Origin of the sequence: Sporosarcina sp. FSL K6-5500 (genome assembly GCF_038005665.1) — a bacterium.
Lineage (GTDB): Bacteria > Bacillota > Bacilli > Bacillales_A > Planococcaceae > Sporosarcina > Sporosarcina psychrophila.
Genome location: NZ_JBBOTP010000001.1, coordinates 1411390 through 1424431, shown reverse-complemented (window position 1 = coordinate 1424431; position 13042 = coordinate 1411390). Strand labels below are relative to the sequence as shown.

Annotated in this window: 12 protein-coding genes and 1 pseudogene; 9 read left to right on the top strand and 4 right to left on the bottom strand. The window is 39.8% G+C overall.

From position 1 onward, the window contains the following. The first annotated feature begins 449 nt into the window (after positions 1-449). From MKX62_RS06515 to MKX62_RS06480, 7 genes and pseudogenes are all read left to right on the top strand, one after another. Positions 450-1669: pseudogene (locus tag MKX62_RS06515) on the top strand (IS110 family transposase). A 497-nt stretch (positions 1670-2166) separates the two neighbouring features. Beyond that, on the top strand, positions 2167-2502 hold the full coding sequence (locus MKX62_RS06505; protein WP_338656739.1) for a L,D-transpeptidase: 336 nt from the start codon (positions 2167-2169) through the stop codon (positions 2500-2502). A 388-nt stretch (positions 2503-2890) separates the two neighbouring features. After that, entirely contained in the window at positions 2891-3859 is a 969-nt protein-coding gene (locus tag MKX62_RS06500; RefSeq protein WP_338654661.1) for an ABC transporter substrate-binding protein, read from the top strand. Position 3860: 1 nt separating this feature from the next. Beyond that, positions 3861-4895 carry a FecCD family ABC transporter permease gene (locus MKX62_RS06495; RefSeq protein WP_338654662.1) on the top strand — a complete coding sequence of 345 codons (1035 nt, stop codon included), beginning with the start codon at positions 3861-3863 and terminating at the stop codon, positions 4893-4895. Beyond that, the gene (locus MKX62_RS06490) at positions 4882-5667 is read left to right on the top strand and encodes an ABC transporter ATP-binding protein (protein WP_067213610.1); all 786 of its coding nucleotides are present in this window, start codon (positions 4882-4884) and stop codon (positions 5665-5667) included. Before MKX62_RS06495 ends, MKX62_RS06490 begins: the two co-directional genes overlap by 14 nt. Next, positions 5664-6077 (top strand): hypothetical protein, encoded by a 414-nt coding sequence (locus MKX62_RS06485; protein ID WP_067213609.1) that lies wholly within the window; start codon positions 5664-5666, stop codon positions 6075-6077. The genes MKX62_RS06490 and MKX62_RS06485 overlap by 4 nt, the downstream gene beginning before the upstream one ends. Further along, positions 6074-6406: an antibiotic biosynthesis monooxygenase gene (locus tag MKX62_RS06480; protein ID WP_067213608.1), complete on the top strand. Its 333-nt coding sequence runs from the start codon at positions 6074-6076 to the stop codon at positions 6404-6406. The genes MKX62_RS06485 and MKX62_RS06480 overlap by 4 nt, the downstream gene beginning before the upstream one ends. Positions 6407-6518: 112 nt before the next feature. On the opposite strand, the gene MKX62_RS06475 is transcribed toward MKX62_RS06480, so the two are convergent. Then, a complete protein-coding gene (locus tag MKX62_RS06475) occupies positions 6519-7964 on the bottom strand; it encodes an MFS transporter (RefSeq protein WP_399629673.1) in 1446 nt (481 codons plus the stop codon). Between the two features lie 604 nt (positions 7965-8568). On the opposite strand from MKX62_RS06475, the gene MKX62_RS06470 reads away from it, so the two are divergent. Then, positions 8569-9087, top strand: coding sequence for a topology modulation protein (locus MKX62_RS06470; RefSeq protein WP_340741067.1), 519 nt, complete (start codon positions 8569-8571; stop codon positions 9085-9087). 276 nt (positions 9088-9363) lie between these two features. Here MKX62_RS06470 and pabB read toward each other — a convergent pair whose 3' ends face one another. From pabB to MKX62_RS06455, 3 genes are all read right to left on the bottom strand, one after another. Further along, entirely contained in the window at positions 9364-10917 is a 1554-nt protein-coding gene (pabB, locus tag MKX62_RS06465) for an aminodeoxychorismate synthase component I (RefSeq protein ID WP_340741066.1), read from the bottom strand. Positions 10918-10944: 27 nt separating this feature from the next. Then, positions 10945-11538, bottom strand: coding sequence for an anthranilate synthase component II (locus tag MKX62_RS06460; protein WP_067213606.1), 594 nt, complete (start codon positions 11536-11538; stop codon positions 10945-10947). A 134-nt stretch (positions 11539-11672) separates the two neighbouring features. Then, a complete protein-coding gene (locus MKX62_RS06455; RefSeq protein WP_067213605.1) occupies positions 11673-12011 on the bottom strand; it encodes a winged helix-turn-helix transcriptional regulator in 339 nt (112 codons plus the stop codon). A gap of 111 nt (positions 12012-12122) precedes the next feature. Between MKX62_RS06455 and MKX62_RS06450 the strand changes: the two genes are divergently transcribed. Then, positions 12123-12968, top strand: coding sequence for a VOC family protein (locus MKX62_RS06450; protein ID WP_338654676.1), 846 nt, complete (start codon positions 12123-12125; stop codon positions 12966-12968). The last annotated feature ends 74 nt before the right edge of the window (positions 12969-13042 follow it).

The window sequence follows — 13042 nt, the reverse complement described above, 5'->3', positions numbered from 1 at the left end:
TCGGGGTGTGGATTGTTGAACGCTTGGCGCTTTGGGGATGCCTTTGCCGCGCCTTCGTGGTAGCCGAAGCGATAAGCCACTGAAAAAGTTCTTTTTTATAGTAAGAACTAGTTGATTGTAGTGAAGAGCGGCGACTCCAGCGGGAACAGCGCGAGCTGAAGACCCCGCAGGAACGCAGTGACGAGGAGGCTGAAGCCGTGCCCGCGGAAACATACTAACATTAGTAGTACAAACCAAGGCCACGGTTTGTGCTACTATTTTTATATAGTAGAAGTGAAGGGAAGTCGTGCGGACGCTGGAGTCTTAGAACTCGTATAAGGAAACCGACTCACTTCACATCCTTATTTGAATCAGTTTAGTATGTTGGATCCTTGAGATCGTGTATAAGAAAGTGGAATCGATAAGGCACTGTGAAGGACTTCTATAAGAAACAAACAGGAGGAAGAAATATGGAACAAGTAATTGCTTTTGATGTAAGTATGGGAAAAAGCACAATGGTTGTATATGATCGCTATCAATGCTGTCAATATGAAGGTGAATTGGAACACACACCATCAGGATTCCAATCTTTAAAGGAACGTATCGATTCATTAAGAGAACAGGATGGTCAACCCCCTGCTATCGTTTTTGAAGCTACTGGAGTGTATTCACAAGGGCTTGAAAACTTTCTGCAGGAACAACACTATTCGTATAGCCGCCTCAATCCTTTGGAGGCCAAGATGCAGACCGCATCGATGCGCAGACAGAAGACGGATATCGGCGATGCCCATGAATTGGCTAAATCACATTTTAACTTCGTGCGGCGCGAGACATATGTACAAGATGACTATTTTGAACAGATGCGGGCGTTAGGGCGCTACTATGAGGATTTAGAAAATGAAAGCAGGAATCATCACAATCGCTTACACGCTTTCCTTCAGTTAAGTTTTCCGCTACTGGATAAAGTATTTTCTAGGAACTCGGTCCATTTTTTAAATATTGTGCAGCTTTATCCACACCCGGCATGTTTACGTAGTCTGACAAAAGAGGATTTACGCAGGCAAATTAAGCAGGCAACCCGTAAGAATATATCTGAACAACAAGCGGAGGAGAAGATGACCTTATTACTCGTCGCCGCAGAAAACTCCTATTCCGCAATCAAGCCTGAAGATGTACGCTTCCAACACTTGAAGCGCTATGCCAAACGTATTCTAGAACTGGTCAAACAGAAAAAAATATCATTAGACAAATGGTGGATTTATCGAAGGAACGTGCAGATTTTCAAGTGCTCGTGTCATTTCCAGGAATAGGAGAAAATACAGCAGTTAGAATTATTGGGGAGTTAGGCGACATTCGCCGCTTTAAGAACAACAAACAGATCAACGCATACGCAGGAATCGATATTCAACGCTATCAATCCGGCAAGCTTCACTATCAGGACCGAATCAATAAAAGAGGAAATAGGAGGTTGAGAAAAATCCTCTATTTCATGGTAATGTCAATGATCTCACTACGGAAAAAAACTAAGAATCGGATTGTAGATTATTATGACCAATTAAAAAAACAACCTCAGAGTAAGCCTCATAAGGTTGCGGCGATTGCCTGTGTGAATAAGTTCCTGAAAGTCGCATTTCACCTTATTCAACACGATATCCTCTATGATTACGAATCAGCCTCGGCTAATTCGTAAGAAGATAACTCAACTATAGCACAGATGACCTTGCGAAAAAACAGTTTATCGTTAGGTCTATTTGGCATGCGGTTACAGTAGGTTGACTTTGAATTGGACAAAGGAACTGATGAAAATGTCCCTTGCCGTTTTTTAACGCTCCCTATTCTGTGATGATTTTCAGGAGTTTAGGACAGTTCGCTATTATTTCTTTTAAAAAACTTGACTAATGGTAAGAAAGCGTCCGCTCGGAACGGAAATCAACGGGATTGAAGAAAATTATACTTTTTCAGTGCCCTGGCTTATCGCGGGAGGCATCCACAAAGCGTCGAAGCGGTATTAGCGGGAACTCCAATTCGTTCCAAGTATTAGGACTTTTCATCGGCCTCCCAAAAACCCTTGTAAAGCTCATACGCCGTATTCATTTGTTCAACATATATAGATAATTTTGGACCCAGTTAACTGGGAACCATCCTCATACAATAAATGAACGCTCACTTTTGTATGGAGGTGATCTTATCAACCTATGGATCGATATATCCACAAGGAAACACCGATTAAAACTTTACGATGGTCATCACTTAATGAAAATATATCCGATTGCGGTAGGGAAAATGGTCACAGCGACGCCAATGGGGACATACAGAATTATAAACAAACAAAGCAATCCTGGTGGACCTTTCGGGGCTTTTTGGATGGGGTTATCAAAACCTCATTATGGGATACATGGCACAAATAATCCTTCATCTATTGGGAAAAGCGTGTCACATGGATGTATCCGAATGCATAATAATGATGTGCTCGAGTTATCTTCAATGGTCCCTGTTGGAACAACTGTTCATATTCATAAATAAAACGCGGTTTAATCGCTCAAAAACCCGGCACCCAAAACGATTTAAAATCGGTTTGGGTACCGGGTTTTTGTGTTGTCTATTAAACTTTCTTTATCTCTGTTGTTTTATGATCGACTGATTTGAATTCAATTCAAATGTTCCAAAAACAAGGCGGATCACTCATATAATTTTCTCGTATAGGTCATCTTAAAAACATGAAAAATTTAATTATAAAGTAAAATTAAAAGAACCATGAAACTCAATATGATGAACGTCTGAATAAGCCAATTTAAGGGAAAACTCTTAGATTAATTTTTTATTTTCAAATAATTCATTGACAGTGAGAATTGTTATCAGTAGAATGGAAACCACTGAGAATGATTATCATTATTAATTGGGAGTGTGGAAAATGAAGAAGGTATCATTACTTTTATTATCTGTACTGTTGTTACTCGTTTTAGCAGCATGTGGTACGGAGAATGGTAAAGCAGCAGTGAAAGAAGAGGAACCAAAAGATAAGGAGAAAAAAGAAGAGGTAACGTCAGCTATTGAAGTGACAGATGCATCGGGTGAAAGTATTACGTTTGAAAGTGCTCCAGAATCTATTGCAGTTTTAAATTCAGGAGACTTAGATATTTTACTAGCATTAGGTGCTAATGTGACTGGCCGTCCAACGGCAAGTGGACCTGTTTCAAAAGAAGTAGAAAGTATTACGGAAATCGGTAATCCACATCAGCCAAACTTTGAGAAATTAGCGGAAGTTCATCCAACTGTTTTAGCCGCAGCAATGAGTTTCAAGCAACATGCTGAAAATATAGAACGACAAGGAACGAAGGTTATTTACACTAAAGCAAATTCAATCGCTGATATTCAAGAAACGATTCGTCTATATGGACAACTATTTCAAAAAGAAACAGAAGCTGAAAGTATGAATAAAACGATTACGGAAGAAGTAGAAAATAGCGAAAAAACCAATTCTGATCCAGTGAAAACACTATTGGTATATGGTGCGCCAGGTACGTATCTAGCGGCTCTTCCAAACTCTCTTACAGGTGATTTATTGGAAAAAGCGGGTGGAGAAAATATTGCATCCGATTTTCCACAAGAAGAGAATTATCCGCAGTATGCGAGTTTAAGTGTTGAAAAGATTATCGAAAGAAATCCAAAAGTTGTGATGCTGATTACACATGGCGATCCAGAAGGGGTAAAAGCGGCTTTTGAAAGTGAAATGGAAAAGAATGCAGCTTGGAAAAATCTTGATGCAGTAAAAAATGGCAATGTATTTATTTTACCTTCACATTTATTTGGTTCAAACCCAGGTACAAAAGTAGTAGAAGCACTTGAGGTGATGAAGGAAAATCTAGCGGCGGTTAAATAAAATGGAAGCGGTAGAAGTTCAAGTATCTAAAAATGTTCATCCACTCGCAAAAAAACGAACAATTGTAGTTATCTCTTTTAGTATCCTTCTTGTACTTGCGTGTACGGTAAGTTTAATGATTGGGCCTGTTTCATTTACATTCAGTGAAGTTTGGAGTGGTCTTTTTCACTCAGATGATTCATTGGCTAGACGAATTATATGGGAGTTACGTTTCCCACGGGTTTTAATCGGAATGATTGTCGGAATGTGTCTCGCGGTATCTGGTGCTATTTTACAAGGCGTAATGAAAAATCCACTAGCTGATCCGGGAATTATAGGGGTGTCGTCTGGAGCTGGTCTCGCCGCAACGACTATTATGATTATCTTTCCGGCGTATATCCTATTCTTGCCTTTAGCGGCTTTTATAGGGGCTCTCATCACTGCGCTCATTATTTATGCATTCTCTTGGAAAGGTGGCACTTCACCTGTACGTATTATATTAGTCGGTGTAGCCATTAATGCCGTAATTGGTGCGTTCATGAGTGCACTCATGCTGTTATATAGTGACCGCGTGCAATCAGTTCTTCCATGGCTAGCCGGTGGCATTGGGGGCGTGGGGTGGATTCAATTCGAAATGATTATTTATTACGCGGTTGGAGCGCTTGTATTATCTTTGTTTGCAATCAGGCATATTCGCATTTTAAGACTTGGTGATGAAGTTGCAAAACTGCTTGGCCACAATGTTGAAAAAAGTCGTTTTTTCCTAATTGTTCTTAGTACACTTCTTGCGGGAATAGCTGTAAGTGTAGCCGGTTTAATAGGCTTTGTTGGGCTTGTTGTGCCACATATATTAAGAATTATGATTGGTGGAGATTATCGCTATTTACTGCCTGCATCCGCACTTGGCGGAGGGTTGCTCGTTGTATTGGCTGATACAGTTGCACGGAGTGCTTTTAATCCAATCGAGTTGCCAGTTGGGATTTTGTTGGCATTCTTAGGCGGCCCATTTTTCTTATATATGATTCAGAGAAGGAGGGACTCATTTGCTTCTAACTAAAGATGTCGCATTCGAACATTCTCCTTCCTTTCAGTTACAAGCGATTGACTTACACATAAAGGAAGGTGAAATCGTCAGCTTAATAGGTCCAAATGGGTCTGGTAAATCGACATTGCTCCGACTTGTTTCACGTCTTATAACTCCGAAAAGTGGTGAAGTAATCCTAGATGGACAAATGATTGGTTCAATGAAAAGTCTGGATGTCGCAAAAAAACTTGCCATGCTACCACAAATGCAAGATCATCAACTCGATTTGACGGTAGGCGAACTCATCGAATTTGGAAGGTATCCACATCGGGGGGCTTACGGTAAGTTGACAAAAGAAGATGATGAAATCGTTCAATGGGCGATGGAGGTTACCAGGTTAACTCGATTTAAAAACCGGACGTTACAATCACTTTCTGGTGGAGAAAGGCAACGGGCGTGGATTGCACTGGCTGTTGCCCAGCGCCCAAAGATTTTACTGTTAGATGAACCAACAACATTTCTTGATATATCACACCAATTAGAAGTGATGGAGCTTGTCGAAGAGTTAAATACAAAGTTTGGCATGACTGTTGTAATGGTCTTGCATGACATCAACCAAGCAGCACGTTATAGTGATCGCCTTGTCGTTTTAAAGGATGGGAAGGTTCAGTACGATGGTATTCCGCAATGCGTGTTATGTAGGGAAATGTTTCAATCTATTTTTGAAATAGATGCAGATATCTATAAGGACAACGGAAAACCATTTTTCACACCAATAAGGTTACGAAAGGAAGAAGTTATATGAGAAAAGGGCCACTTAGCAATGAGTTGGTAAGGGCGTTTATTATTGCTGCACATGGAGATTTTGAAGAGGTAAAGAGATTAGTAAAGCAAGAGCCAGCGCTTCTTCATTCCATTACGAACTGGGGAGGTGACGATTGGGAAAGTGGGCTTGGGGCAGCAGCCCATACAGGTAATCGTGAAATTGCAGAATGGCTACTCGAACGTGGTGCACGAATGGATATCTTCGCGGCAGCGATGCTTGGCGAACTAAGTATCGTGAAAGCAATTGTTGCTATACAGCCTAATGTCATTGCGGCTCCAGGTCCGCATGGTATTGCACTGCTTCGACATGCGCAAATGGGTGGAGAACCTGCACGGACTGTATATCAGTATCTAGAGTCTTTAACACTGAGGGAGGAAGTTGAATTATGATGAAAGCAGTAAATACAATCCGTATCAAAAAAGGAAACGTAGAAGAGGTTCTTGCACGTTTTCAAACACCGAAATCTGTTCATACATTTGAGGGATTTGTTTTAATGGAAGTATTGAAAAAAGAAAATAGTCCGGAATATGATGAGTTGAAAATCTGCACTACATGGGAAGAAAGAAAGTTTTTTGATGAATGGTTGGGTAGCAGAGCATCTCAAAAAACGCATGATAAGAAAAATGAACAAAAATCAGCGGATAATCCAATCATAAGTTCACAACTGACTACCTTTCAAGTGGCAATTCAGCACAAACCTGCAAAGCAGGAGGTTTGAATTTTAGTGGATGACGGTCACCAAGACAATTATGAAATAAACACAGTAATTTATAAAACAGCCTTAAATCGATTATGATTTAAGGCTGTTTTTATGCGTATTAATATAAATACTATCCTATTCTACCGCTATTATTAACGGGATTTGTAAATTTTTCATTTTGTCTGCTGACTACTTGTTTTGGAGCATCTTGTCTCGCTTTAGGGACCAAAAACATGATTGCTATTAACGCAAGTACTGCGAATATAACGTTGGTAATAATTCCGGCAGAGGCTGCCTTTTCAATATTGCCCGTCATCGTCATTGTACCGTACACGGTGGCAGATATGGCAACGCCAAAGGAGCTGCCGAGAGAACTCGCCATTTTGTAAATACCTGACGCTGAACCGACTTTATCTTCAGGGGCACTTGATACAGCTGTGTCAGTGGACGGTGTTGCATACAGCCCAAGTCCTACACCGAACAGGATAAATCCGAAAAAGACAACGATGATATAAGCTGTGTCCGGTAAAAATGTCAAAGCCATTAACCCGATGCCAATTGCCGCCAAGATAGAGCCTGCCATCATTGGTAATCTAGCACCGGTTCGTTGCAGTACTTTTTCACCGACACGGATCATGACAAGGACTGCCACTAAATAGCCAATTGATAGCATACCTGATTGAAACGCCGTGAAGCCTCTTCCGACTTGCACATATGTATTTGCTACAACGAGCGTACCAGCAACCGCGTTTAATAAGAAGTTGGAGATGGTAGCACCCGTATACGGTTTGTTTTTAAATAATTTAAAATCAATCAAAGCATGTAATTTACCTATTTCTATTTTGATGAAGAATAGCATTCCAACTAGCGTAGCGACAATTAAACTTAATGTGAGCGGGCTTGTCCATCCGAAATCTGCACCGCGCGTAATAACCACGTTTAATGCAATCATCGTTAAAACAAATACAACTAAGCCGGTAAAGTCGAAACGGGAAGAGCCTTGCTGTTCAACTTTGCTTTCGGGGGTATCTTTGATCAAAATCATAGCCAAGATGGCGAAAATAATTGAGAAAACAAAGATCCATCTCCAACCCATAGAAGTTGCGATAGCTCCTCCTGCAAATGAACAAACACCCGAACCACCCCAAGACCCGATAGACCAATAACTAAGTGCACGTTGCCTTTCAGCCCCTTCATAGTACGTTCTCATCAATGCAATCGTTGCTGGCATAATACAAGCAGCCGATAATCCTTGGATGATCCGTCCGATAATTAACAGCGCGGCCCCATTCGTAAATACGAGGCAAAGTGAGCCAATGATACTTAATATGAGTCCGAAATAGGTCATTTTCTTCCGACCAAATTTATCAGCAAGCCCGCCTGCTGCCACGACGAAAATACCTGAGAATAAAGCGGTCAAACTGATTGCAATATTAAGTACACCCAGTGAAATTCCTAGATCCGATTGGATTGCGGGAACAACATTGACCATGGATTGCGCGAAAAGCCAAAACGTTATGACACCAAACACGATTCCTGTAATCATTTTATTCGTACCTTGATAGCTTGTGGTCATGATCTTCCTCCTCAAAATAGAAAGCAGCTTTCGTGAGAGTTTTATCTCGTCTATCAAAATTTAATGTTTTACTACTTTAGCATAGTAAAGCGGCGGGGTGAAGAAGAAAAACGTGGTTTTTTTATTTTAAAATGATTGCCAATTGTGCGACTTGTAGGTAGTATCAATATTTCAACCTCTTGAGTAGTCGTTTACCATAAGTAAAACAAAGATAATCCCTGATGATGTCGCAAATCTTGAAATATGGGAATGGATAAAATGATTCAAAATATGGACACAATTTAATAATAGTATAATTAAATCGTTATGATAACCAAAGTGAATCAAGTTCATTGTTCGGGTTTTGTGAATAAATATAAATATTTCATTATATTTTATATGATTTTATTGCGTTAGTTAGAATATATCCTATCATTAGGTAAAATTCAATACCAATTGTTCGTCTTTTTTGGGCTGATGTAAATTTGGAATAGTTCAGCTATATATACTGTATAATGATTTTGAGAGGTTTAAATACATATTTTGGGTTATTTGGTCATGGGGATGGAAGTTTATATGTAGGAGGGGATTCACCAAGTCCCAGACAATGAGGAGGAGTTACGGAATGAATAAAATTATGGTCATCGGGGTGTCAGCGGGTGCTGGAAAATCAACGTTTGCACGTCGATTGGGCGAATTGACTGGAATCGAAGTAACACATTTAGATTGTTTGTATTGGAAACCGAATTGGGTGGAAGCCCCGCCTGAAGTATTTTCAGCAGCTCAACAACAAGTTGTCCAAAATGAGCAATGGATAGTAGAGGGGAATTATTCAGGGACATTCGATACTCGAGAGCCGCATGCAGATACCGTTATTTATTTGGAGCTCCCTCTCCGTGTCTGTTTGTACCGTGTATTAAAGCGAAGAGTACAATTCCATGGGAAAACGAGGAATGATATTGGTGAAGGTTGTAAAGAGAAGATTGATAAGGCGTTTCTGAAATTCATCCTCACAACATATGGGGCACGAAAAAGGAAAATGCTAGAGCGAATACAACGCTATGCAGGTGAAGGGAAGAACGTACATTATTTGAAAACACCTGCGCAGATTGAAGGGTTTTTAAAAACGTATATAAAAAAGTAAAACAACAAATAAGAAAGTATAAGTTTTCGACCCGGAACAATGTCTAGCTCCGGGCGCCAGGCGCTCGGAGTCAAAAGTCGATCTAGCTAGGAAAGAATGAACTGTATCCTTCTGGGGCAAAGGAACGTCGCTCCACTGTCCCGTCTTATGTCTGTCGCATCTTAGAGGGCGCCTGCGCTTTTCTTAATGTTCAAAAACCCTCGTGTTATAAACAGCTCAGAGTTATGAAATTGATTAAGGTTAGAAACTTTGGGAATTTGTATACGAACTGTTTCACTATAATAGCTTATTAAACAAACTATCCATATGGGGATCATTAAATGTATATAATTTTTTATCGAATTTTCCAAACTGAGAAATCGTAAGTGCTTTGACTAAAGCGCGACCTTTCAAAAGAGTTTCTTCAAATTCTCGTTCAGGATCAGATAAAATTGTGATTGCTCCACCCACACCTACAGTAGCCTGTTCGGGAGTCATTATAATCGTTCGAATGACAATATTTAAATCTGTAGTACCATTTAAGCTCAAAAATCCAATTGCTCCCGAGTAAATGCCACGAGCATTCGTCTCTAATTCGTCAATATAATCCATGGTTCGTATTTTGGGAGCTCCAGTCATCGATCCTCCAGGAAATGCTGATCGTATACAATCAATTGCTGTTAATTCCGCTCTTAACGTCCCTTTAATTGTTGAAACGAGTTGATGCACTGTTTGATAAGATTCAATAGCCATCAATTTCGGTACGTGAACACTTCCAATATCACAAACTAAACCCAAGTCATTTCGAAGAAGATCAACAATCATCAAATTTTCTGCTCTATCCTTTTCACTAGTACGCAATATTTCAGCCAATCTGAGATCGTCCTCGATATTTTTCCCACGAGCAATCGTCCCTTTAATTGGTTTAGCTTCGACCACTCGATCTTGATCAATTTTCAGGAAACGTTCAGGAGAAGAACATAGAACACTCAATTCCCCGAACTTAAGAAAGGACGAGTATGGAGCTGGATTAATATTTCTAAGAATACGATATGTTACTAATGGATTGAAATGTTCATTAATATTAATTCTATTCGTTAAGCAAACTTCATAAGTTTCACCTTCAGTAATATACTTTTTACATTCTTCTATCTTTTTTACATACTGAGCGTACGATTGACTTAATTCAAAGTTAAGTGGTGTGCGGGTATCATTGTTTGTTACTTCCACGGGTGCTATAGATGGAACGTTTTGTAGTTGCTGTTCCGTAGCGTCAAACCATTCAGAAGCGGATGTAGGGGCATTATATGGAACAATACAAACTAAATATATGCAGCGCTCTTTGTGGTCAAAGGCAATTAATCGGTCGGCTAGAATAAACAAGGCATCAGGATTTGAGGATACATGGTGTTCATTGGCACAGCATTCAGCTTTCAATTCATATCCAAAATAACCTACAAATCCGCCATTAAAATCAAACGGTAATTCATTAGAATGTTGTTGCATTTTATGGATCTCAGAATCAATATAGTTGAAAATATCTTCTGTAAGCTCAGTTTGTCCCTGTGCGTCACTAATTTGAACAAGCTGTGTTTTTGAGTCGTACTTAATCACTTTACTTAATGGTCCATTAGTTGCTCCCATAAAAGAAAAACGAGATAGGTCAGATTCGACACGACTACTATCAAGCCAAAAAGCATATGCTTCTTCAGCAAAAAAATGCTGAAAAACTTCTTCTGGTTCTACAAAATTTAATAGTTTTCTACTCAAAACCTTTACAGTGGGTAATGCAGTAGACATTTCACGAGACATGCCCCGTGGGACTATCGAAATCTCTGGGATATTTGTCAACAAGAACATCTCCTTGGAAATACTGATTTATCCATAAATAGTAGTTTTTTTATTCATTAACGAAAAATTTTCTAGTATTTGATGTCCGAATTCAGTGCAAATGGATTCAGGGTGGAACTGTACACCGCATATTGGTTTTTCAGTATGCTGCAAGCCCATTATAATTCCATCAGCAGTCCATGCTGTTTTTTGTAAACAAGTAGGTAAATCATCCTCGACAATAAGTGAATGATAGCGAACTACTTCGAATTCTTGGGGTACTCCCTTAAATAACTCAGAATCGTTATGAAAGACTTTACTTATTCTTCCATGCATTGGCGTAGGTGCTTTCACAACTTTTGCGCCAAAAGTATGGGCGAATCCCTGATGACCTAAGCAGACCCCTAAAATTGGCACTTCTGATAGGCGTAAAACATCTCGACAAACACCAAAATCTTTTTCTTTCGTTGGTGTTCCTGGTCCTGGAGAAATAATCACATTATCAAACGAAATGGATTGTAATTCGTTCCATGAATATTGATCATTCCGAACTACTATGGGTAGTTCTTCGTTTATAGAGGCAATGAGTTGATAAAGATTGAATGTATATGAATCGTAGTTGTCGATTAGCAGCGTCCTCATAACTCCCACTCCTTCTAGTACAATAGAACATCTATTTATAGAGTATACATTTTCATTTAGTTGAAACTACTCTTTCTATAATCGAGGGGTTTAGGAATACGAAAGTCGGATGAGTGTGAAAAACATGTGAATTCTTATGCTTTTTCATTAGGAGAAACTGCTTCACGCTCAATCCACTTCTGTGACCAATTTTCAATTTCTTTCATAATAGGCGTAAGAGACATTCCTTTTTCAGTTAATGAATACTCAATTCGCACAGGTGTTTCAGGGTAAACGTGGCGGATGACAAAGCCTTGCTGATCAAGATCTTTTAAACGTTCTGAAAGTGTTTTTCCACTGACACCAAGTTTGTCAGTCATTGTGCAAAAGCGCTGTGGTCCTGCCATTAATTGATACAAAATAAGGGCGGTCCAGCGTTGGCTTAGAATAGATACGGCCTTCTCGAAACGCGGGCAAAGTTCAAATTCATTCATATCATTGAAGCTCCTTTCGCCGAACATAATGTGTTGACAACTGTCATTATAACATATAAAGTTAGTTACATAAAGTAATTAACTTACTGTTATTTGGGGGGAGGAATAAAAATGAATTTTCATACAGTACCGCATACGTATACAGGGGAAGTACATCTCAACGTTTTGGACATAAATAGAGCTGTCCAATTTTATAAAGAGGTAATTGGATTTAAAGTACTTGAAGAAGCCGCGGCTAAAGTTGTCCTGACAGCAGATGGCAAGACGCCTTTACTGATTATTGAACAACCGGAAAATGTTATGCCGAAAGAGGCGCATAAATCTGGATTGTATCATTTTGCATTATTGTTGCCGAAGAGAGCCGATTTAGGGGCAATTATTAAACATTTCATCCAACAGAATGTACGAATTGGGGCTGCGGATCACCTTGTGAGCGAGGCGCTCTATTTGTCAGATCCGGATGGCAACGGAATTGAAATTTATATAGATCGTGATCCTGCTGTTTGGAGTTGGGACAATGGAAAAGTTGCAATGAGTACAGATGCGCTTGACGGAGAAAGTATTATTGCAGAAAGTGGGGAGCAGACGTGGGATGGACTTCCTGTCGGAACGGTTATGGGCCATGTACATTTACATGTAGCCAATTTGCCTGAATCGGAAACATTCTACAATGCACTCGGCTTCGAAGTCGTTACGGACTATCCGCAAGCATTATTCATGTCTAACGGGAAGTATCATCATCATATTGGCTTGAATACATGGAATGGCGAAGGTGTATCACGTCCAACTGTGGGAAGTGTCGGACTTCAATCTTACACGCTTATTTATCCGAATGAGGCTACATTGAAAGAAGCGATTACGAAAGTGGAAGCATTAGATGGAAAAGTGGAATTGAATGGTAGTGGATTTGTAACGGTGGATCCTTCCGGTATTCAAATTAATCTTAGAGTCGGGTGATTTTTTCCATCACCAGTGTGTAAATGGGCTGTCCGAATTGGGCAGTCTTTTTTCACTTGTGGGTCTTTGGGTAT

Bases quoted from the DNA above. Each gene is read 5' to 3' on its own strand.
- MKX62_RS06450 (WP_338654676.1), top strand. From the start codon at position 12,123: ATGAATTTTCATACAGTACCGCATACGTATACAGGGGAAGTACATCTC.
- MKX62_RS06475 (WP_399629673.1), bottom strand. From the start codon at position 7,964: ATGACCACAAGCTATCAAGGTACGAATAAAATGATTACAGGAATCGTG.
- MKX62_RS06460 (WP_067213606.1), bottom strand. From the start codon at position 11,538: ATGAGGACGCTGCTAATCGACAACTACGATTCATATACATTCAATCTT.
- MKX62_RS06485 (WP_067213609.1), top strand. From the start codon at position 5,664: ATGAGAAAAGGGCCACTTAGCAATGAGTTGGTAAGGGCGTTTATTATT.
- MKX62_RS06480 (WP_067213608.1), top strand. From the start codon at position 6,074: ATGATGAAAGCAGTAAATACAATCCGTATCAAAAAAGGAAACGTAGAA.
- MKX62_RS06500 (WP_338654661.1), top strand. From the start codon at position 2,891: ATGAAGAAGGTATCATTACTTTTATTATCTGTACTGTTGTTACTCGTT.
- MKX62_RS06495 (WP_338654662.1), top strand. From the start codon at position 3,861: ATGGAAGCGGTAGAAGTTCAAGTATCTAAAAATGTTCATCCACTCGCA.
- MKX62_RS06470 (WP_340741067.1), top strand. From the start codon at position 8,569: ATGAATAAAATTATGGTCATCGGGGTGTCAGCGGGTGCTGGAAAATCA.
- MKX62_RS06455 (WP_067213605.1), bottom strand. From the start codon at position 12,011: ATGAATGAATTTGAACTTTGCCCGCGTTTCGAGAAGGCCGTATCTATT.